Annotated in this window: 19 protein-coding genes; 11 read left to right on the top strand and 8 right to left on the bottom strand. The window is 55.0% G+C overall.

Features of this window, described 5'->3' with window-relative positions; all coding sequences use genetic code 11:
- Nucleotides 1–32: 32 nt before the first annotated feature.
- The 7 genes from FLS37_RS14495 to FLS37_RS14465 all read left to right on the top strand — a co-directional run bounded on the left by FLS37_RS14495 (nucleotide 33) and on the right by FLS37_RS14465 (nucleotide 8,808).
- Complete coding sequence (locus FLS37_RS14495; protein ID WP_157670690.1) at nucleotides 33–854, top strand: glycosyltransferase; 822 nt, start codon at nucleotides 33–35, stop codon at nucleotides 852–854.
- Nucleotides 851–1,936: a glycosyltransferase gene (locus FLS37_RS14490; RefSeq protein WP_157670689.1), complete on the top strand. Its 1,086-nt coding sequence runs from the start codon at nucleotides 851–853 to the stop codon at nucleotides 1,934–1,936. The genes FLS37_RS14495 and FLS37_RS14490 overlap by 4 nt, the downstream gene beginning before the upstream one ends.
- Before the next feature lie 14 nt (nucleotides 1,937–1,950).
- Nucleotides 1,951–3,423 (top strand): undecaprenyl-phosphate galactose phosphotransferase WbaP, encoded by a 1,473-nt coding sequence (gene wbaP / locus FLS37_RS14485; RefSeq protein ID WP_157670688.1) that lies wholly within the window; start codon nucleotides 1,951–1,953, stop codon nucleotides 3,421–3,423.
- A gap of 81 nt (nucleotides 3,424–3,504) precedes the next feature.
- Nucleotides 3,505–4,815 carry an amino-acid N-acetyltransferase gene (argA, locus tag FLS37_RS14480; RefSeq protein ID WP_157670687.1) on the top strand — a complete coding sequence of 437 codons (1,311 nt, stop codon included), beginning with the start codon at nucleotides 3,505–3,507 and terminating at the stop codon, nucleotides 4,813–4,815.
- A 233-nt stretch (nucleotides 4,816–5,048) separates the two neighbouring features.
- Entirely contained in the window at nucleotides 5,049–7,868 is a 2,820-nt protein-coding gene (locus FLS37_RS14475) for a bifunctional diguanylate cyclase/phosphodiesterase (RefSeq protein ID WP_157670686.1), read from the top strand.
- 144 nt (nucleotides 7,869–8,012) lie between these two features.
- A complete protein-coding gene (gene yidD / locus FLS37_RS14470) occupies nucleotides 8,013–8,372 on the top strand; it encodes a membrane protein insertion efficiency factor YidD (protein ID WP_157670685.1) in 360 nt (119 codons plus the stop codon).
- 103 nt (nucleotides 8,373–8,475) lie between these two features.
- Entirely contained in the window at nucleotides 8,476–8,808 is a 333-nt protein-coding gene (locus tag FLS37_RS14465; protein WP_198314658.1) for a YnfA family protein, read from the top strand.
- 71 nt (nucleotides 8,809–8,879) lie between these two features.
- On the opposite strand, the gene FLS37_RS14460 is transcribed toward FLS37_RS14465, so the two are convergent.
- The 7 genes from FLS37_RS14460 to FLS37_RS14430 form a co-directional block, all read right to left on the bottom strand.
- Nucleotides 8,880–9,227 (bottom strand): DUF805 domain-containing protein, encoded by a 348-nt coding sequence (locus FLS37_RS14460; protein WP_157670683.1) that lies wholly within the window; start codon nucleotides 9,225–9,227, stop codon nucleotides 8,880–8,882.
- Between the two features lie 200 nt (nucleotides 9,228–9,427).
- Nucleotides 9,428–10,387, bottom strand: coding sequence for a septal ring lytic transglycosylase RlpA family protein (locus tag FLS37_RS14455; protein WP_157670682.1), 960 nt, complete (start codon nucleotides 10,385–10,387; stop codon nucleotides 9,428–9,430).
- A 182-nt stretch (nucleotides 10,388–10,569) separates the two neighbouring features.
- A complete protein-coding gene (gene rodA / locus FLS37_RS14450) occupies nucleotides 10,570–11,682 on the bottom strand; it encodes a rod shape-determining protein RodA (protein ID WP_157670681.1) in 1,113 nt (370 codons plus the stop codon).
- Entirely contained in the window at nucleotides 11,675–13,621 is a 1,947-nt protein-coding gene (gene mrdA / locus FLS37_RS14445; RefSeq protein WP_232522629.1) for a penicillin-binding protein 2, read from the bottom strand. Before mrdA ends, rodA begins: the two co-directional genes overlap by 8 nt.
- 37 nt (nucleotides 13,622–13,658) lie before the next feature.
- Entirely contained in the window at nucleotides 13,659–14,165 is a 507-nt protein-coding gene (gene mreD, locus FLS37_RS14440) for a rod shape-determining protein MreD (RefSeq protein WP_157670680.1), read from the bottom strand.
- Nucleotides 14,165–15,049 carry a rod shape-determining protein MreC gene (gene mreC / locus FLS37_RS14435; RefSeq protein WP_157670679.1) on the bottom strand — a complete coding sequence of 295 codons (885 nt, stop codon included), beginning with the start codon at nucleotides 15,047–15,049 and terminating at the stop codon, nucleotides 14,165–14,167. Before mreC ends, mreD begins: the two co-directional genes overlap by 1 nt.
- 150 nt (nucleotides 15,050–15,199) lie before the next feature.
- Nucleotides 15,200–16,246, bottom strand: a complete 1,047-nt coding sequence (locus tag FLS37_RS14430) for a rod shape-determining protein (protein WP_157670678.1) — start codon at nucleotides 16,244–16,246, stop codon at nucleotides 15,200–15,202.
- A 232-nt stretch (nucleotides 16,247–16,478) separates the two neighbouring features.
- Here FLS37_RS14430 and gatC point away from each other — a divergent pair, with 232 nt between their 5' ends.
- From gatC to gatB, 4 genes are read left to right on the top strand one after another with little or no spacing between them, the layout of a single operon-like run.
- Nucleotides 16,479–16,766, top strand: coding sequence for an Asp-tRNA(Asn)/Glu-tRNA(Gln) amidotransferase subunit GatC (gene gatC / locus FLS37_RS14425; RefSeq protein ID WP_157670677.1), 288 nt, complete (start codon nucleotides 16,479–16,481; stop codon nucleotides 16,764–16,766).
- A gap of 59 nt (nucleotides 16,767–16,825) precedes the next feature.
- Entirely contained in the window at nucleotides 16,826–18,277 is a 1,452-nt protein-coding gene (gatA, locus tag FLS37_RS14420) for an Asp-tRNA(Asn)/Glu-tRNA(Gln) amidotransferase subunit GatA (protein WP_157670717.1), read from the top strand.
- A 12-nt stretch (nucleotides 18,278–18,289) separates the two neighbouring features.
- Nucleotides 18,290–19,033 (top strand): GNAT family N-acetyltransferase, encoded by a 744-nt coding sequence (locus FLS37_RS14415; RefSeq protein WP_157670676.1) that lies wholly within the window; start codon nucleotides 18,290–18,292, stop codon nucleotides 19,031–19,033.
- A gap of 31 nt (nucleotides 19,034–19,064) precedes the next feature.
- Nucleotides 19,065–20,507 carry an Asp-tRNA(Asn)/Glu-tRNA(Gln) amidotransferase subunit GatB gene (gene gatB, locus FLS37_RS14410; protein ID WP_157670675.1) on the top strand — a complete coding sequence of 481 codons (1,443 nt, stop codon included), beginning with the start codon at nucleotides 19,065–19,067 and terminating at the stop codon, nucleotides 20,505–20,507.
- A 34-nt stretch (nucleotides 20,508–20,541) separates the two neighbouring features.
- On the opposite strand, the gene FLS37_RS14405 is transcribed toward gatB, so the two are convergent.
- Nucleotides 20,542–21,513, bottom strand: coding sequence for a hypothetical protein (locus FLS37_RS14405; RefSeq protein WP_157670674.1), 972 nt, complete (start codon nucleotides 21,511–21,513; stop codon nucleotides 20,542–20,544).
- Nucleotides 21,514–21,896: the final 383 nt, after the last annotated feature.

Genomic DNA, 21,896 nt, shown 5'->3' with positions numbered 1-21,896 from the left:
AAATTGGCCTGGCAGCACTTGGACACACATCAATGAATGAACGAACAAATTACCCAGCCTTGCTGCTAATCCCCCATTACAACAACCCGGAAGGCTTGAGTAAATCGCTGGCGAGCATTGGTGCGGATGAGCCGTGTGATGTGCTGGTGGTCGACGACGGCAGTGTGCGTAAGACTATTGATGCGGCGGCTGCGCAGGCGGCGTTTAAGGGTCAAGGCATTTTACGTATTTTGAATTTGCCGCAAAACAAGGGTATCGAAGGCGCGCTCAACGCGGGTTTGGCGTGGGCCAAAGCGCGCGGCTACGAATGGATTGCTCGGCTTGATTGCGGTGATTGCAATGTATCTGACCGCATCGCTCGCCAGCTATCGTTTCTGGAGCAATACCCGGATGTAGTATTGCTCGGGGGTGCGGCGAGTTTTGTTGATCAGCAGGGCATTGAGCAATTTGTGCTGCGCCATCCGACCGAGCACGCCGCCATTCTGGCGTTTATGAAGAAAAACTCGGCCTATATTCACCCGACGGTGATGTTTAAGCTTTCCGCGGCCGATGCGGTGGGGATGTATCCGCTCGATGCGCCAGCGGCTGAAGACTACGCCATGTTCTGGGCGATGGCACGCCAGTTTAAGGTGGCTAATCTGCCCGATGTGTTGATCCGCTATGAGCTAGACCCCAACGGTATTTCGCTGGGCAAGCGTCAGGTGCAGCTCAAATCGCGGTTTAAACTGCAGCGCAAATATTATGATGGCTCGCCAGCGGCCTTGGCGGGCATGGCCAGAACGGTGGCGCTGCTGGCACTGCCGTATGAGCTGGTGTTCAAACTCAAATCCAAATTACGCGGGAATCAAGCATGAAACACATCCTGCACGTGGTCGAATCTTTTGGCGCCGGTACGCTGTCCATGGTGTCGGCGATGGCGAACCGGCAAAGTGCCGATGGTCATCGGGTGACGATTATTCACTCGGTTCGTGAGGAAACACCGGAAAACTGGCCGCAATTATTTGCGGCGGCGATCAAATGCATTCATCTGCCCATGCAGCGTGCAATTCACCCCTTAAATGATTTTCGCTCGGGTCGTGCGCTGTATCGCTGGATTAAAGAGTTGCAGCCCGATGTAGTGCACTTGCATTCGAGCAAGGCCGGTGCGGTGGGGCGATTGGTGAGCCTGGCTTGGGCAGGGCAAGGCGGCCCGCGCTGGTTTTTTTCGCCGCATGGCTTGTCGTTTCTGCAGCGCGCAGAAGGGCGCTTGAAAAACAGCATTTTCCTCGGCATCGAGAAAATACTGGCGGGTGTGCCGGTGACTTTTCTGGCCTGCTCGCCCTCTGAGGGCGAAGAAATACGGCAACATCTTTCACCGAATGTGAAAGTGGTGAACAATGCGGTGGATTTGGCGGCGATTCCCGAGGCGACGGGTACGCGACATCAGGCTGGTGTATTGCGAATCGGTACAGTAGGGCGCGTTACTTTGGCGCGTAATCCTGAGCTTTTCGCCGATATTGCTGCGCAATGCCGTGATTTGCCGCTTGAATTTGTCTGGATTGGCGGCGGTGACGAGAGTGGCGAAACCGCGCTCAGAAATGCCGGGGTAGCGGTCAGCGGCTGGTGTGAACGCCGCGCCGCATTGCAGCAGCTGGCGAGTCTGGATATTTATCTGCAGACCAGCCGTTGGGAAGGTTTGCCGGTGGCGGTGATTGAGGCGATGGCGGCTGGTTTGCCGGTGATTGCGACCAATGTGGTGGGTAATCGCGATCTGGTCAGAAATGGCGAAAATGGCTATCTGGCAGAAAACGCCGCCGATTTTGTGCAGCACATTGGCCAACTGGTTAACGATGCTGACCTACGCTGGCGCCTTGGAGGGCAGGCCCGAGCTTTTGCGCAGGCCAATTATTCTCTCGACAGGATGATGGGCGAGCTCTACGCCGCGTACGGATTTTAATCAATGGACAAGTTGTGACTTCGCAAAATACACAAAACAAGCATTTGCAGGCCGAGTGCTCGAAACCCTGGTTGGCATTGGCTGATTTTCTGGCGCTGTGCGTGTCGTTTGGCATTGCCATGTTGCTGCTGTGGCTCTTTCGCTACCACCGTATTGGCGCGAGCATGGAGCTGTGGTGGGTCTGGGAAGGGCAGCAGCAGGGGCTGGCGTTTCTTGGCCTGGCCATGATCACGGTGGCCAATTTCTGGTGGCGCGGGCATTACAGCCTGCGGCTGCCATTCTGGGACGAATTGCTTGAAGTGCTGCGCGCCTTGCTGCTGGCGGCTTTGCTCAACGGCATGCTGGTGCTGCTGGGCAAATTTACCATTTCGCGTTTTCTATGGCCGGTTTCCTGGGGAATGGCGCTGATTTTATTGCCGTATGCACGTACTGCAATGAAGTCTTTATTGCTCAGACTGCAGCTCTGGCAGCTGCCGACGGTGATTATCGGCGCTGGCATCAATGCACAAGAGGCCTATCGGGCGATGACCTCCGAGCGTCAGCTTGGCTTTGAGGTGCAGGCCTTTGTGTCGATTGACGCGCAAGCGCCGGATCAGCTGACTTTTGGTCAAACATCTTTACCTGTTGTGCGCTTGGCGCGCGAGGACTTGCTGCAATGGTTAAGCGATCATGGCCGCCCGCATGTGGTGATTGCAGTCGATGAAGAAGAGCTGCGCCAGCTGGGAAGCCAGGTTGAGCAGCTATCGCTGCGCTACAAGGACATCCACATTATTCCGCCGATTGCCGGCCTGCCGCTGTTCGGCGTCGTGCCGCATCACTTTTTTAGCCATGAAGTGCTGCTGCTGCGTGTACGCAATAATCTGATGGTCAAGCCGCTGATTTTGCTCAAGCGTGCGTTTGATCTATTTGGCGCTAGTGTCGGCTTGCTGTTGCTGTCGCCGCTGCTGGCCTATGTGGTGCTGCGAATCAAAAAAGAAGGCGGCCCCGGCGCGGTGTTTTTCGGCCATGTACGCGTCGGCATGAATGGTGTGCCGTTCAAATGCTGGAAATTTCGCACCATGGTGCACAATAGCCAGGAAGTGCTGGAAAAATTGCTGGCTAGCGACGCGCAAGCCAAAGCCGAGTGGGAGCTGGACTTCAAACTGAAGAATGATCCACGCATTACCCGCATTGGCGCGTTTTTGCGCAAAACCAGCCTGGATGAAATCCCGCAGCTGTGGAATGTTTTAAAAGGCGAAATGAGTCTGGTTGGCCCACGGCCGATTATTGACGCCGAACTGGAACGCTACGGTGATAAAGTCGATTTCTATCTCGAAGCCCGCCCCGGGCTGACGGGCCTGTGGCAGGTGTCCGGGCGCAACGACACAACGTATGCCGAGCGCGTGGCGCTGGATGCGTGGTACGTGAAAAACTGGAATTTATGGTACGACATCGCGATTGTCTGCAAAACCATTCGTACGGTGGTCAGCGGACGTGGCGCGTATTGATGGGTATGTCTTTATAAGCTTTGTTGGTGTTGGTTTTTAGGCTTATACCCTTAGTTAATGTTTTGCCTTAGAGGCGATCGAATGCAAGATTTTGTTCAATGGTTCCGTCAGGCTGCGCCGTATATCCACGCTTTTCGTGGCCGTACCTTTGTGATTGCCCTGGGTGGTGAAGTGGTGCGTGATGGCAAGTTTGCCACGCTCACGCACGATATTAATCTGCTGACCAGTTTGGGTGTGCGCCTAGTGGTGGTGCATGGTGCACGGCCGCAGATCGAGGCGCGCATGGCCGAGCGCGGCTTGCCGCCGCAATATCACAATGGCGTGCGCGTCACCGACCAGCAGGCGCTTGAATGCGTGATTCAGGCCGCCGGTCATGTGCGCGTCGAGATTGAATCGTGGCTGTCGATGGGGCTGGCCAATTCGCCGATGGCCAACGCCGATATTCGCGTATCGGCGGGTAATTTTGTTACCGCCCAACCGATGGGCGTGCGCGACGGGATCGATCTGCAATACACCGGTGAAGTGCGCAAGGTCGACACGACGGCAATCAATTACCGGCTCGACGATGGCGAAATGGTGCTGCTGTCGACCATCGGCTATTCGCCGACCGGCGAGATTTTCAACTTAACGCTCGAAGACGTTGCGACCAGCGCGGCAATTGCGCTCAAAGCCGATAAATTGCTGTTTATGTTTGGCTCGCAAGGCGTGGTTGACGAGGCGGGCGAGTTGCAAACCGAGCTGACTGCGGTTGAAGCCGAGCAGTTTCTAGCCGATCATCCGAACGTGAATGAAGACGTGCAGCTCTATCTGCCCTGCGCGATTCGCGCGGTGCGCTATGGCGTCAAGCGGGCGCATCTGGTGACGCATCACGTTGATGGCAGCTTGCTGATGGAGCTATTTACCCACGATGGCATCGGGACGATGATCTCGCGGGCGTCGCTCGAAACGCTGCGCCACGCGACGATTGACGACATCGGCGGGATGCTGGCGCTGATCGAGCCACTGGAAGAACAGGGGGTATTGGTCAAGAGGGGGCGTGAGCTCTTGGAGCGCGAGGTACACCGGTACTCGGTATTGGAGCACGACGGCAAAATTATCGGCATTGTGGCGATTCACCCGTTTGCCGAGAGCCGGATGGCCGAGCTGGCTTGCCTGGTGATTCACCCTGATTATCGCGACGAAGATCGCGGTGCTGATTTGCTGCGCCACGTCGAGCAGCAGGCGCGTGGCTTGGGCATGGAAAAATTGTTCGCGCTGACTACCCGCACCAGCCACTGGTTTGTCGAGCGCGGCTTTACGCAGGCGACGGTGGAGGTGCTGCCAATCGAGAAAAAACAGCTCTACAACTACCAGCGCCGCTCGAAAGTATTTATCAAACCGCTGACGCGCTAGCTTGCTTTAGATTTGATTGGCGATTTTTCCGATGATGCCGAGTTGTAGACCGCTGACATAGAATGACTATGCGGCGTGATCTACCTCTTGCCTCATCGAAAAACTCGCGCCAGCGCGACGGTAAACCAAACGTCAATAGTCCTTAGGATTGGGCCGGTTTTTTCGATGTGGTTTTGCCCCATTTTCTGTATTTTTCTAGTCCAGAAGGGTCAAGAAATAGTAAGCTCCACGCTATGCCAAGTCCTTCCGCCTTCTCCTCGCTACGAGCCCGCCTGATTGGTGCCAGTATTCTGGTGCAATCGCTGCTGCTGATCGTTCTGCTTTTCAATACCTCCAGAATCTGGAGCGAAATGGTGCAGCACGTCACCGAGGTGCGGGTGCAGGAATTATCCCGTCTACTCAGTGCCGCTTTTACCACCCCGCTGGCGGGGGGTGATCTGGCCAAGGCCAGCGATTTGCTGGACGGTATCCGCTCCAATGACGGCATTGACTACCTGATCCTGCTTGATGCCAAGCAGCAGATTATTGCCGCGCGGGGCTGGGATGTCTCGCAGCAGCTGCCCGTGCTGACCACGGTGGCGACGATGGATCAGACCGATCCGGTGCTGATTCATGCCGCTACCCGGATCGAGCAGGGCGGCGAGTCGCTTGGCGAGCTGCGTTTTGGCCTGTCCAATGCCATTATGCACGACGCGGCCAAGCGCCTGCTCTGGCAAAGCGCACTAGCGCTGGTGGCCGGGCTGATGGTGACCATTGTATTAATGACTGTGCTGGGCATCTGGCTAACCCGGCATCTTTACCGCATTATTAGCGCGGCTGAAACGGCCAGCCAGGGTCATTTTGAAGCGATGGCCGAGCCTAAAGGGCATGATGAAGTGGCGCAGATTACCCGCCGCTTTAATGAAATGGCCCGTGTTATTCGCGAGCGCGTCTACGCCCTGTCGCAATCGGAAGCCAAATTCCACGCCATTGCCGACCACACTTACAGTACTGAATTATGGCTGGACCCGGAGGGCAAGCTGGTCTGGGTCAATGCCTCGGTTGAGCGCATGACCGGGTATTCGGTCAATGAATGCCAACTGCTGCCCGATTTTCCGCTGTCGCTCGCGACATCCGAAGAGCGCTCGCGTTTCGACGCCGCGCTCAAGCAGGCCTTGCAGGAGCGTAGCGTGCAGCAGGATTACGAATTCCGTGCGGTGCGGCGCGATGGCACTTTGTTCTGGGCTTCGGCCAGCTGGATGCCGCTGATTGACGCGCAGGGCCAGTATCTGGGCTTGCGCGCCAGCTTGCGCGATAACTCGGAAATGAAAGACGACCGGCTGGCTTTGCGCAAGGCCGTGGTCGAGCTGCGGCAAATCCAGTCGCTGGGGCAGAGCTATCTGCTGCGCGCCGAATCCGAGCGTGCCCGCATGCTGGCGCTGCTGGCGGCGATGCGTTTTGGCGTGTTGTTCCTGGATAACGACAACCGGGTGGTGTTTTTCAACCCGGCATTTTGCGAGCTATGGGGCGTATCCAGCAGCGACCTTAATAGCCATCGTCCGATTGGCCAGGTACTGCAGCAGGCCGATAATCGCCCGGCAATGGGCGATATTCTGTCGATTTATCTGGAAGAGCTCTCGCTGATGGAAGATCGGGTCGAATTCGGCGAAATCACGATGAACGATGGCCGGATCGTGACGCAGAACTGCTACCGGGTGCTCGATCAGAAAGGCAATACCAATGGCCGCCTGTGGGTATATGAAGATGTGACCCAGCAGCGCGCGCTGGCTGAACATATGGTCAATCTGGCCGAGCGCGACGCGCTCACTGGCCTGTATAACCGCCATCGCTTCCAGCAGGAGCTGGAGCGCATGGTGTCCGAGGCAGATCGCCGCCAGCAATCAATGGCGCTGGTGTTTTTTGATCTGGACGAGTTCAAGCACGTCAACGACAGCTTTGGTCACGCCGTCGGCGACGAGCTGCTCAAAGCGATTGCCCGCGAAATCGGCAAACAGGTGCGTCGCCACGAAGTGCTCTCGCGCCTGGGGGGCGACGAGTTTGCGGTCTTGCTGCCCGAATGTGGCGAGTTTGAAGTCAGCAAGCTGGCCGACCGGATTGTTAGCTCGATTTCGCAAATCCAGTTTATGGCCGGCTCGCACCTGATGCGCCCGAGCACGTCAGTCGGCGTGGCGCTGTATCCGCAGCACGCGGCAAATGCCGAAGACCTCGTGGCACACGCCGATTCGGCGATGTATCAGGCCAAGGCGGCTGGTAAAGGCACCTGGCGGCTGTATCGCCCCGATGCCGATCACTCGCGCAACGAGCTAAGCCGCTTGTCGTGGAAAGAACGCATTGTTGATGCGCTGGAAAACAACGGCTTCGAGCTGCATTTCCAGGGTATTTACTACTGCCATGACAAATCGCTGGCGCATCTGGAAGCGCTGGTGCGGATGAAAGACGCCGAAGCGCCCAATGGCGTGATCATGCCGAATCATTTCATCCCTCATGCCGAAAAAACCGGCAAGATTCTCGATCTGGATCGCTGGGTGATTGCACAGGTGATTCGCCAGCTGGCCAATTACCCCGATTGCCCATCGATTGCGGTCAATGTCTCTGGCCGCTCGTTTGACGATCCGGAATTGCCGGCCTACATCCATAATCTGCTGGCGCAATATCAGGTCTGCCCGCAGCGCCTGCTGGTCGAGCTGACCGAAACCTCGGCCGTGTCCGATATGACCGATGCGCAGCGCTTTATCGATGCCTTGCGCGCCACCGGCTGCGTAGTGTGTTTGGATGACTTCGGCGTGGGTTTTGCCTCGTTTGCCTACCTGAAGCAATTGAAAGCTGATGTACTGAAAATCGACGGCCTGTTTATCCGCGACTTGCAAAACGACCCCGACAGCCAGGTCTTTGTGCGTGGCATGGTGAGCATTGCTCATGATTTAGGCAAAGTCACTATCGCCGAATTTGTTGAAAATGAAGCCATTTTCAATATGCTGGTCGAGTTTGGCGTTGACCAAGTGCAAGGCTACTGGCTGGACAAACCGCAGCGTGATCACCCGGGGCTGCGCTAGCATGCCGATGAAAAACGACGACGCGACTCAAATTCTGCGTTTAAAAATGGCTCAAAATCCTCATTTACTAGCTGTAAACTGCGGTTTTTCGCCATTTTTGGCCTTGCCTTTGAGCCTCTCGCTACCTTTTTCAACGGCCTGCTAATGCCAGCACGCACTACTGCCTTATTACTGATTCGCGCCTACCAGCGCTACCTCTCGCCGTATAAAGGCTTTCACTGCGCCTATCGCTGCCGCACCGGGCGCGTCAGCTGCTCGGCTTTGGGTTACCGGGTCATTCAGCGCTTTGGATTGATCAAGGGTATGGCCCTGTTACGCAATCGCTTAAAGCGCTGCAGCGATATACATGCAGCCAGTATGCCGCCACGCCCATCGCGCTACCAGCGCGGCGATTGCGATCCGGGCTGTGATCCGGATTGCCTGGATTGCCTCAGCTGCGACTGGCCCAGCCGCTCAAAGAAAAACCCCAGACCCTCCAAAAAACGCAGCCTGCTCAGGCGCTAGCAACAATCAACACGAAACGAGAAAATTACCTTTGGGTATGCCTCTGTAGGCCAATTCTCAATTGTCTTGTAGAGATATACCCTGTTTGCTTGGAATAAGTATGATGGACTTGCTGCGTATCGTTGCTTTATTTGCCATAACGGCGCTGGCTGAAATAGTCGGCTGCTATCTGCCGTGGCTGGTGCTTAAACAGGGCAAGCCGCTGTATCTATTGCTCCCTGCGGCAGCCTCATTGGCGCTGTTTGCCTGGCTGCTTACTTTGCACCCCAGCGCCGCCGGGCGAACGTATGCGGCCTATGGCGGCATGTATATTGTGATCGCTTTGCTGTGGCTCAGGCTGGTAGATGGTATTGCGCTTACGCGCTGGGATCTGGCAGGCGCAGCGCTGGCCCTGCTTGGCATGGCCGTCATTGCTTTGCAGCCGCTGGGCAAATAGTGCTGAATTCATAAACTAAAAAGCCACCGGTGTTGGTGGCTTGGATTGATCGGCTCAGGGCCGTGAATGCCTTATGCCTGAGCGAGCGCTTCTGCTGGCTCGCCATACTGATTGCCATCGGTGCTTGGTTGGATAAACCAGTAGAGCAGCACAAGGGCACCAATCAGTGGAATCAGCGAGAGCAGCAAGAACCAGCCGCTTTTGCCCAGATCATGCAGGCGGCGAACACCAGCAGCCAAACTCGGGATCAGGGTGGCCAGTGAGAACAGGCCTGAAATCAGCCCCGCCCCGGCAAGGCCCAGCACAACGCTGACCAGAAAGATAAACAAGGCAAACCACCAATATTCAGCCCGTGAGGCGCGGCCATTGAAATCGGCGTATTTTTTAAAGCATGTCTGGATGGATTCTTGGAATGTCATAGTCGCTCTGCTCGGTGAGTGATAGAAGGTCATAAAAGGTCAGCTTGGCTGCCTGGCTATTATTCTATCGCCAGAGAGAAAATGAAATCATCTCGTCAATTTCGTGCTGGATATGTGTCAGCACCTTCAATCTCGCGTGTAGTGATGGACTGCCAGCCTTCCGAATCAACACCCGCGTGATCGGCAGCCGTCCACCACCCCTAGCGGCTAATGACGGCTTGCAGGTTTTTCTCGCCAGTAATCCGGCTGATCGCACTGAGTGCCTGATCGCGGCTGGCATAAGGGCCAAGGCGGACGCGATAAAGCTGATTGGCCGTCTGGATACTCAGTTTGTCGGCATCCTGATCGAGTTCGCGTGCCAGATGGGCTTTGAAATTGTCCGCATTTTGTGCCGAGCTAAATGCGCCGAGCTGAACAAATACGCCGCCTGCCTGATCGCTCACCGGGATGGGGCGCGGGGCGGTGGCGCTGACTGGTGGGCGGCTAGGTAATGGCTGTGCTGCTGCGCTGACAATCTGGCTGGGTGCATCGCCGGGCAGCAGGCTTTCCACCCTGACCTCGGCGCTGCCATGCGTGGCGTAGCCTAGGCGGCAGGCGGCCAGGAAGGACAAATCCATCACGCGGCCTTTATGGAATGGGCCACGATCATTGACGCGCACAATCACGCTGCGGCCATTTTTGACATTGGTGACGCGTGCGTAGCTCGGTAGCGGCAGGCTGGGGTGCGCTGCGGTCATCTGGAACATGTCATAGACTTCGCCAGTGCTGGTTTTCTGGCCATGAAACTTGCGCCCATACCAGCTGGCCATGCCTTGCTCCTGCAATTGCCCGGGGGCCTGTAATGGCGTAAACGACAAACCCAGCACGGTATAGGGGCGATTGGCCCATTTGTGCAGCGGCTCCCAGCGGGGCGTGGGCTCGGCGATGAAATCAAGATTGGCGGGCAAATCGCTCATCGGGCCATCGTCTTTGTAAAACGCACCATTCCCCGCCTTGGGGGCGTAAGTGCAGCGATAAGGCGACGGCGAGCTGCCTTGCGTGCTGGCCGGTGTTGCCGTGGGGGCAGGGGCTGGTTTGCTGGGGGTACTGGGTGGGGGTGTGGTGCTGCAGGCACTGAATAGCAATGCCCCGATTAATATACCCTTATTGCTTGATTTCATTCCTAAGCCTTTATCCTGTAAACACTCGGCCTTGCGCTGATTCCAAAAGAACACCGCTCGCGTAGCGAGGCCCCCTCTCAGGGAGAGGGCGGGGGGTGTGGGAATAGAACATCAGGCTGCGACATAATCCGGTGGCTTCTAGGAACCTGCGCAGTTAATACTCACGCAGCACCGCAGCCGCCTCAACCTTTCATCAGCGATCGGTCACGCTGGATGCTCATCAACAGGCCAAACGTAGCCAGAATTGAGACCATCGACGTGCCACCATACGAAATCAGCGGTAAGGGCACGCCAACAACAGGCAACATGCCGGTGACCATGCCCATATTGACGAGGGCATAAGTAAAGAAGTTCATCGCAATCGCGCCTGCGAGCAGGCGGCCAAACAGCGTATTGGCGCTATTGGAAATCATCAGCCCCCGGAAAATCACCAGCAGGTACAGAATTAATAGAATGCAGTTGCCGACCAGACCAAATTCTTCGCCATACACGGCAAAGATAAAGTCGGTGGTGCGCTCGGGGATAAAGTCCAGATGCGTTTGCGTTCCGGCCAGCCAGCCCTTGCCAAACCAGCCACCCGAGCCAATCGCAATGGTGCCCTGAATAATGTGATAGCCCGCACCCAGCGGGTCTTCCATTGGGTTGAGCATGGTGGCGATACGGCGGCATTGATATTCGTGCAGCACATTGATGCACATATCCCAATGCGTCACGATATAGGCAAAGACCGCAATGCAGCCCGACATCAGGCCAATAAAGCGCCACGACAGCCCGGCAAAAAACAGCACATAAAAGCCTGAAGAGGCGATCAAGAGCGAGGTTCCCAGATCGGGTTGCTTCAGAATCAGGATAAATGGCGCGGCAATAATCAGCGCACCACCCAGAAAGTGCCGCCAGTTCAGCGTCGATTCGAAATGGTGGAAATACCACGCCAGCATCAGCGGCAGGGCAAGGCGCATCAGCTCGGATGGCTGGATCCGCGTAATCCCGATATTGAGCCAGCGCGTGGCACCATGGCTGGTTACGCCAAAAAACTCGACTGCCAGCAGCAGAATCACCCCGACAATATAGGCGGGCAAGGCCAGATGCATCAGCACGCGCGGCTGGATATTGGCAATGCACCACATACCAAACAGTGAAATGCCCATAAAGGTGATTTTATCTATCACCTTGTCCAGATCACGATTGGACGCCGAATACAGCAGAACAGACGACACAATAAATAGGAAAATGATAAACAGCAGTAGCCACGGATCAACTGGCCGTTTGATGCGATCCCAGAGATGCTTAATCACGCGGCACTACCTCGGCTGAAACGGTGGATACTGACTGTGGTGCAGAGGCCTTGGCTGCTGCCGAAGCGGCGAGCGCAGCAGGGTCAGGCGGCAGCTTGCCTGTCAGGTAATAATCGAGCACTTTACGCGCAATCGGCGCAGCAGCTTGCGCGCCAAAGCCGCCGTTTTCAACGATGACCGCCAGCGCTATCGTCGGCTTGTCCGACGGTGCAAAAGCAATAAACCAGGAATGATCGCGCAGGCGCTCCTTGATGGCGTTGGCATTGTATTTGGCGCCTTTCAGGCTAAATACCTGCGCGGTGCCGGTTTTGCCAGCCGAAACATAAGGCGCACCACGGAAAACGCCGGCACCTGTTCCCACGGTCATTACGCCTTCCATGCCGCGAATAACGCGTTCGATGTTATGCGGCTTCCACGGCATGGTTTTGACCGGTTTGGGCTCCACAATCATTTTCTTGCCGGTCGCCACATCCATAATCGATTGCACGGCGTGCGGCTTGAACATTACGCCACGGTTGGCCAGCGTGGCAGTAGCGTGTGCCAGCTGCATTGGCGTGTAGGCGTTATAGCCCTGGCCAATGCCGATTGAGACAGTTTCGCCGGAATACCATTTTTGCTGGGCAGTTTTTTTAAAGCGTTTTTTCTTCCACTCCGGGCTGGGCAAAATGCCGCCTCGCTCGCCGGGCAGGTCTGCTCCGGTGGGGACACCAAAATCGAGCATGGCCATCGACTTGGCGATATTGTCGATGCCCATCTGTACGGCCATCTGGTAGAAATAGGTGTCAGACGAGAGTGCAATCGAGCGATCAAAGCTCATTGAGCCGTAGCCGCCTTTTTTTGAGTCATTAAAGCGATGGCCGCCATATATAAAGTAGCCGGGATCGGAAATCACCTGATTCACAATCGGCGTATTAAGCTCCAGCGCGGCAATCGCCATAAAGGGCTTGAACGTCGAGCCGGGCGGATATTCGCCACGGATGGCGCGATTGAGCAAAGGCTTATCAAGCGATTCATTGAGCTCGGACCAGCTTTGCGGGTCAATCCCGTCGACAAACAGATTCGGATCGAACCCTGGCTGTGACACCAGCGCCAAAATGCCACCGGTACGCGGATCAATCGCCACCAGCGAGCCACGGCGCGCGGCAAATTGCTGCTCGACCATTTGCTGCAGTTTGATATCCACCGACAGCGTCAAATCCTTGCCCGATTGCGGTGGCGTGCGTTTGAGTGTGCGGACTGCGCGGCCACCCGAATCGATTTCAACCTGCTCAAAGCCGGTAACGCCGTGTAGATACTCCTCGTAACTCTGCTCCAATCCCAGCTTGCCGATGTGATCTGTGCCGCGATAATTAGCTAGGCGGCCATCGTCTTCTAGCTGTTTGATGTCCTTGTCGTTGATCCGGCCGATGTAACCGATCAAATGGCTGGCAGATTCGCCCATTGGATATTGCCTGAACAGACGTGCCTTGATTTCAACGCCGGGAAATTTATAGCTTTGCGCGGCAAAACGGGCGACTTCGTCGTCGCTGAGCTTGGTGCGGATCGGCAGCGTTTCAAAGTCTTTGGTTTCTTCCTGCAGTTTTTTGAAACGGCGGCGATCCTTGGGTGTGATATCAACAATGCCTTTGAGGCGGGCGATGGTTTCTTCCAGATCGCCCACTTTGGATGGCGTGATTTCGAGTGTATAGGCCGAGAAATTGTGCGCCAGTACGACGCCGTTACGATCCCGGATAATGCCGCGTGATGGCGGAATAGGCACCAGCGAAATGCGGTTTTGCTCGGCCAGCGTCAGATAGCGGTCATGCTGCATAACCTGCAGCCACACAAAGCGCCCAACCAAAACGCCGAACATGGCCAGAATAAAAAAGGCGGCAGCGGCCAGACGCACCTGAAAGGCATTGCGCTCGCCGTGGTGATTCATGACGACACGGCGGTTCATTGGCATAAGCGTCCGTGTGCAAGCAAGTGACTGTACTTCATAGCTCGTCCGGTACGTCCTTGCGCTGGTACATGATCATCAGGTTTGATAGCGGTGGCCACAGAAAGGCCGCCAGCAGCGTACCGGCAAAATAGCCCCAGCCGATAAAGCTCGCGCCCATACTCATACGGATGCCCAGCATGATGGCTTGCGATAAAAACAGCAGGGCCAATGCCACCAGTGCCTGCTGCCAGAATGGAAATACCGCTAGCTGGCGCTGGCGTGACAACGCCAGATAGGCGATGACCGTATAAGCCAGCGCATGCTGCCCCAGCACATTGCCATCGGCCACGTCCATCAGGACGCCCAGTACAAACGAGCTGGCAATGCCAAAACGGCGCGGCTGATTGAGTGTCCAGTAGACAATCAGCAGGGCGACAAAATCAGGGGCAAAATTGATACTGCTGATTTGCCAGGGCAACAGATTGATCAGCAGAGCAATAATAAATGAAAAGAAAATAAAGCCGCCCCCAACAGGGCGCAACATCTGGCGACTGATCGGCATTAGTGTCCCTTCGGTTTGGGTGCAGGTGTAGTCAGCGGATAGGCTGGCAGGGGTTCTGGCGCATTGAGCAGCAGCAGGAAGCGATGCTGGTCGATCTGGGCCAGCGGCTTGCATTGGATGCGAGCAAAGGCATTGCCTGCCGCGCGCTCAACCTTGCTGACTCTGGCTACGGGCAAGCCGGCAGGATAGATACCGTCAATCCCCGAGGTCAGCAGAATATCGCCCGGCTTGATATCGACATTGGGCGCCATATTGCGTACTTCCAGCGGATTTTGCCGTCCGGTGCCGTACACCACGGTGCGCAGCTGGTTACGCTCTACCAGTACCGGCACCATGTGTTCGCGGTCGGAAATCAGCCTTACTTCGCTGGTCATCGGCTGCACGCGGATCACCTGTCCGACCACACCGCTGGCATCCAGTGCGATTTGTCCCGCGCTCACACCTGAGCGTTGCCCGAGGTCAACAATCAGTTTGGCACCAAAAGGATCGCGGCCATTGTACAAAATCTGCGTCAGCTGGCTTTGGCGCGGATTGCGCTCGTTGGCCAGTTTGAGCGCCCGCAGCTGGGCATTTTCTGCTTCCAGTGCTTTAAGTCGCATTTCCTGTGCCTGTGCGATCAGCTTGGCATCATTAAGCTGGCGGTTTTCGGCGATTAGATGGCTTTGCTTTTGCAAAAAGGCGCTGGCTTCGATCACCGCATTGGTCGGCGCAGTGGCTAACCATTGCAGCGGATAAAGCACAATAGAGATCTGCTCACGCACGCGGCCAAGGAGCTGGAAGTAAGCGTCGCCAATAATCAAAGCCACCGACAGGGTTGAGAAAATCAACACCCGTGTGAGTGGCTTGGGGCCTTGCTTAAAGAACGTAGGTTGAGTGGCTTGCATTTTGCTATGTGAGGAGTGAGGGGGCAGGCATGAGCTGTAAAGACATCAGCCTTCCCCTTTGTTTTTTATATCGGTGCTTAAGTTTTCTGTGGCGCTCGTGGATAGAGGGTTTAGCCCTCATTCCTAACTCCTCACGCCTCACATGAAAGATTAATCGTTGGTGAAAATGCCGATGCCGCCCTTGTCGAGCTTCTCCAGCGCTTTGCCTGAGCCGCGAACCACGCAAGTGAGCGGATCTTCGCCCACAATCACCGGCAGGCCGGTTTCTTCCATCAGTAAGCGATCCAGGTCACGCAGTAGTGCGCCGCCGCCAGTCAGCACCATGCCTTTTTCGGCAATGTCGGCGCCCAATTCGGGGGGGGTTTGTTCCAGTGCCTGTTTCACGGCAGAAACGATCTGGTTTAGCGGGTCAGTCAGCGCTTCAAGGATTTCGTTGCTAGAAATCGTGAACGAGCGTGGAATACCTTCGGCGAGGTTACGACCTTTCACTTCCATCTCGCGCACTTCAGCGCCAGGGAAAGCCGAACCGATGCGTTTTTTGATTTCTTCGGCCGTGGTTTCACCAATCAACATGCCGTAGTTACGACGGATGTAGTTGATAATCGATTCATCAAATTTATCGCCGCCTACGCGCACGCTAGAAGCGTAAACAATACCGCCCAGAGAAATTACGCCGACTTCGGTTGTACCACCACCAATGTCCACTACCATCGAGCCAGTGGCTTCTTCAACAGGCAGACCCGCACCAATTGCTGCCGCCATAGGCTCTTCGATCAATTCAACTTTGCGTGCGCCAGCGCCCAGTGCCGATTCACGAATCGCACGGCGCTCTACTTGCGTTGAGCCACAAGGTACGCAAATTACGATGCGGGGAGGCGATGAAAACATGCGGCTCGGGTTCACTTTCTTGATGAACTGCTTGAGCATTTGTTCGGTAATGGTGAAGTCGGCAATCACACCGTCTTTCATCGGGCGTACTGCATTAATGTTGCCCGGCGTGCGGCCCAGCATTTTTTTTGCTTCCGCACCGACGGCCAGAATGGTTTTCTTGCCTGATGGGCCGCCTTCTTGCTGGATGGCAACAACGGATGGCTCGTCAAGCACGATGCCTTTGCCTTGCATGTAGATCAGAGTATTGGCGGTGCCCAAGTCGATGGCGATATCGTTGGCAAAGTAGCCGGAAAGAAGTCCAAACATTGCGAATCTCACGTGTCTATAGCGGTATAAAGCGGCATCAATCGGCGATGCTTTGCCCATCAATTCCCTGAAATATGGTGCTTCGATGTTGCGCTGCGGCATTGGCTCAGCGCGCGTACATCCAGTCTTGTTCCCGTTTTCAGCGCGACCAGCGCGCGGGTGGGAGAAACAAACCCGATATGATACCCTATTGTGTTGACGTTATTGAAGGTTTTACGGGGTAAATACGACCATGTCTTTGTCACAGGACGATGTACGCCGCATTGCACGACTGGCCCGCATAGCGGTCAGCGACGATGAGGTGCAAGAGAGCCAGTCTCAGCTCAATCAACTTTTTGCGCTGATTGAAGAAATGCGCGCCGTCAACACCGACGGCATCGAGCCGATGGCGCATGCGCAGGACGTGATGTTGCGCCTGCGTGAGGATGTCGCCACCGCCCCGAATCGCCGCGATGCCTTCCAGGCCGTAGCGCCCAGTGTGGAAAACGGCCTGTATCTGGTGCCGAAAGTTATCGAGTGATTACGTGTGAGGAGTGAGGTGTGAGGTGTGAGGTGTAAGCCCTGCGCGTTTCGCCTGAAATAGTGATGAACACTTTAAAACAGCAAATTGACGCACTCGCTGCCGGCCAAACCACTTCGGTGGCATTGGTGAGCGAATGCCTGAAACAGATTGCAGCGCACAATAGCCAATTGAATGCGCTGATTACGGTGGATGCCGATAAAGCGCTCGCCGCCGCCGCCGCCGCCGACGCCGCCCGCGCGGCAGGCGATACACGTCCGATGCTCGGCGTGCCGCTGATTCACAAAGACATCTTCTGCCATGAAGGCTGGAAAACCAGCTGCGGCAGCAAAATGCTCGACAACTTTATCGCGCCGTATTCGTCGCAAGTGGCAGAAAACTGTGATGCGGCAGGTTTTGTCGTCGTTGCTCGCGCCAATATGGACGAATTTGCGATGGGTTCGGCCAATGAAAACAGCTACTACGGCGCGGTGAAAAATCCGTGGGATCAAAAAGCGGTTCCTGGCGGTAGCTCGGGCGGTTCAGCCGCTGCGGTCGCGGCAGGTTTTGCTGCGGTCGCCACCGGTACCGACACTGGCGGCTCGATCCGCCAACCTGCTGCGTTCTGCGGCATTACTGGCATCAAACCAACCTATGGCATTGTTAGCCGTTTCGGTATGGTCGCGTACGCGAGCTCGCTGGATCAGGGTGGCCCGATGGCACACACTGCCGAAGATTGCGCGCTGATGCTCAATGTGATGGCTGGTTTTGACGAACGTGATTCAACTAGCCTTGAGCACGCGAAAGAAGACTACACGCGTGATCTGGCGACGCCACTCGCTGGCCTGAAAATCGGCCTGCCACGCGAGTATTTCGCCGAGGGCTTAGATACTGAAGTCGCCGCTGCAATCAAAGCGGCGGTTGAGCAATACAAAGCCTTGGGCGCCACGATTGTTGACATCAGCCTGCCCAATACCAAGCTGGCGATTCCGTCGTACTACGTCATTGCGCCTGCCGAAGCATCGAGCAATCTGAGCCGTTTTGACGGCGTGCGCTACGGCCATCGCACCGGGAAAACCGGCAATCTGGACGATATGTACGAGCAAACGCGCGCCGAAGGCTTTGGCACCGAAGTCAAACGCCGCATCATGACTGGCGCGTATGTACTGAGCCACGGCTACTACGACGCGTACTACATCAAAGCGCAAAAAGTGCGCCGCCTGATCGCCAACGATTTCCAGGCTGCGTTTGAGCAATGCGATGTGATTATGGGGCCAGTAACGCCGACGACGGCGTGGCATATCGGCGAGAAAAACGCCGACCCAATCGCGGTGTATTTGGAAGACATTTACACGCTGGGCGTGAACTTGGCCGGCTTGCCGGGCATGAGCGTACCAGTCGGCTTTGCCAGCAACGGCCATCCAATCGGCCTGCAAATTATTGGTAATTACTTTAGCGAGGCCAAAATGCTCGGCGTTGCACACCAATACCAGCAAGTCACTGATTGGCATAGCAAGTCGCCAGCGCTGTAAAGCACACCGCGTATGCAGCTGAGCGAAGTCACTCATTTTGAAAGCCTGACCACCGGTGCGTGGCCAGCGCTCTCTAGCGAGTATCTCGATGGCTGGGTGCTGCGCTTTGCTGCGGGCTACACCAAGCGTGCCAATTCGGTAACGCCACTGTGGCAAGGTGCTTTACCTATGCTGCAAAAGCTCCACTATTGCGAGCAGCGTTACCAGCAGCAAGGTTTGCCCGCGGTGTTCAAGCTCTCGCCTGCGTCGCAAGCGCTCGATGAGGTGCTCGCTGCGCGCGGCTATGAGGTCGTCGATCCAAGCTCGGTGCAAACTCGCCCACTGCAAGCGGGTGATTTTGCCTTCGATGCCGCAGTGCAAAGCAGCGATACAGTCAGCGACGCGTGGTTTGCGCAATTTGCCGCGCTCAACAACGTCCCCGCTGCGCAGCAGGCCAACGCACGGCAAATGTTGGCTAGCTACGCTTGCCCAACGCAATTTGCCACGCTGTATCACGAAGGCCAAGCAGTAGCGTGCACTTTGGCGGTGCTGCAGTTTGATACGGTACTCCTGTATGACGTAGTAACCCTTGCTGAGCAACGCCGCCAAGGCTATGCCCGCCGTATAGTGGGGCATTTGCTCGCGTGGGCGCAAGCGCAGGGGGCGAAGCAAGCTTTGCTGCAAGTGATCGTGGCCAATACGCCGGCGATCAAGCTGTATGCGCAATTGGGTTTTACTGAACAATATCCTTATTGGTATCGCCGCCAGCGAGTCTGACGGCGCCATTTAAAACAAGAGAGACAAAACCATGAAATGGGAAGTTGTCATTGGGCTTGAGGTTCACACCCAGCTCACCACGAAATCAAAAATTTTCTCCGCCGCCAGCACTGCGTTTGGCGCGGCGCCGAACACGCAAACTGCCGTTGTTGATATCGCGCTGCCCGGCGCGCTGCCAGTGATGAACCGTGGCGCGGTTGAGCGTGCGATTCAGTTTGGCTTGGCCATTGGCGCCAAAGTGAACCGCAAATCAATTTTTGCGCGTAAAAACTATTTCTACCCTGATCTGCCAAAAGGCTACCAGATCAGTCAGTTTGAGCTGCCGGTCGTTGAGGGCGGCGCGATCACGATTCAGGTGCAGCCGGCTAAGGGCGATCCGTACGAGAAGGTGATCAACCTGACGCGCGCGCATTTGGAAGAAGACGCCGGTAAATCGGTGCACGAAGACTTCCACGGCGCATCCGGCATTGACTTGAACCGCGCTGGCACGCCGCTGCTGGAGATTGTTTCCGAGCCAGAAATGCGCTCGGCCGCCGAAGCCGTAGCCTACGCCAAAGCCTTGTATTCATTGGTAACATGGATCGGCATTTGCGACGGCAATATGCAGGAAGGTAGTTTCCGCTGCGACGTGAACGTATCGGTGCGCCCAGAGGGGCAAGCCGAATTCGGCACGCGCCGCGAGATTAAAAACTTAAACTCGTTCAAATTCATCGAGCAGGCGATCAAGTACGAAGTGCAATGGCAGATCGACGAAATCGAATCGGGCCGCAAAATCCAGCAAGCCACGATTCTGTTCGACCCAGATAGCGGCGAAACCCGCATGATGCGCAGCAAAGAAGATGCGCACGACTACCGCTACTTCCCCGATCCAGACTTGCCACCACTGGTGATCAGCGAAGAATGGATCGAGCGCGTGCAACGCGAATTGCCAGAGCTGCCCGTCGCAATGCAAGCGCGCTTCGCGGAGCAATACGGCCTGTCAGCCTACGACGCCCGCACGCTGACCGCCAGCAAAGAGCTGGCTGCGTTCTTCGAAGCCACCGTTGCCGCAGGTGCAGACGCCAAACTCGCCGCCAACTGGATCATGGGCGACATCTCTGCCACGCTGAATCGCGAAGAGAAAACCATCGCCGATAGCCCAGTGAATGCTGAAGCCTTGGCAGGCTTGATCAAGCGCATTTCGGATAACACCATCAACAACAAAACCGCCAAAGACGTTTTGAAAAAAATGTGGGAGTCGGGCGACGCGGCCGATGTGATTATCGAGCGCGACGGCCTGAAACAAGAATCCGACACCGGCGCGATTGAAGCGATCGTCGACGCGGTACTTGCGGCCAATCCGAAAGCGATTGAGGAATATCGCAGCGGGAAAGAAAAGGCATTGAATGCCTTGGTCGGCCAAGTGATGAAAGGCTCAGGCGGCAAGGCCAACCCAGGGATGGCGTTGGAGTTGTTGAAGAAGAAGGTGGGGTAAAATAAAAGCCGGCAAAAGCCGGCTTTTATTTTACCTATGCTTTTGCATCAATAATACTTGTGCTCCCTAATTCTAAATGGAGTCCGTAATTATTCATGACTTGGCGTGAGTTGCTATCTTCACGCATATATGCTTTTTGAAGCCTGTTTCGTGTGAACGAGTCTGGTATTTGTTCAATTGTTTTTATGTCGCTTTGATGAATTAAAGTTGTGAGTTCTTGTTCGACCTTAATTTCCATCATCGTTGTTTTTAACTTTTCCTGTTTTAATGTCTCTCTTTTTATTTCTAGGTCTAGTTGCTTTGACTGTAACTCAATGCTGTGTAATTCGTTCGCTCTTTTCTCCCCTGTAAATAGTTGTGCTAATGCTACTCCACCTTCGATGATTGCACCTAATGGGCTGTTTTTCTTGATTTCTTTTAATTCTAGACCTGTTTGTTCTTTTTTGTTTACTAACGCTCGGCCTAGAACCTTAAACTGAGTTTCTGAAATGCTAATGCATACAAGTGGTCGAGCCACTTTGTCGAAGTGAGTGAAGAAACTGAGTGATTTTTCTTTAATTCTTTTTGATGCTCTGTCATTTTTTGTTAGGCAGTCTTCTAGTTCATCTCTGCTCATGTGTTCAATTGCATCTAGCGTAGCATAGGTGTTTTCTTTTTCTTTTTTGTAGTTGCGTAGTGCTTTGTCAATGTCCTCTTGATTTATGCCTTCTTTTTCTTCTTTCTTTTTCTTTGCGGCGGCTATGCTTTTTTCTGATTGTTCTAAGGCACATTCACAGATGAACTGCTCAGCACTTTCTAGACTTGATGATGTCAGAAAATCGTGGGCTTCATTAATTAGTTTTATGCGTAATGGCTGTATTTTCTTTTGAGTTAGTAGTGAATTTACTTTCTTGAAATGTTGAAATAGTAGATTTATTTCATAATATTCTTTGTTTGCTTGAAGTGGAATTGGTAGGCCGATATTGTAAAATATTTCTAGCGCACTCTTTTTATTTAGAATGTTCATTCTTGTATAGCTCTTGTATAGAGGGAGTGAGCTGCTAAGCATGAATATCTCTTTTGGGTTAATTCCCTCCTTAATCGCCGAGCATATGGAATTTAAAAGCTCATTTTTGTAATACACGGTATTTAGCTTGTTAAGTGTCGCATCCCGGACGATTGCCTGAGTAAACGCATCTGGAAACTTGCCCTAGCTCGCGAGAGTTTAGGTAAGCTTCTGGCAACGCTCAAGGCCCAGACAACATGATCGTCCAATTACACAAAAACGCCCGCACCACGCCTGCCATTCGCAGGGAAATTCAGCAAGCGACCGGCACTCAGGCCGAACTGGCTGCACGCTATAACGTCTCCGTCGATACCATTCACAAGTGGCAGAACCGGGACAGTGTG

The organism is Chitinibacter sp. GC72, from assembly GCF_009760905.1.
Lineage (GTDB): Bacteria > Pseudomonadota > Gammaproteobacteria > Burkholderiales > Chitinibacteraceae > Chitinibacter.
This window is presented reverse-complemented; position numbering and strand designations above follow the sequence as displayed.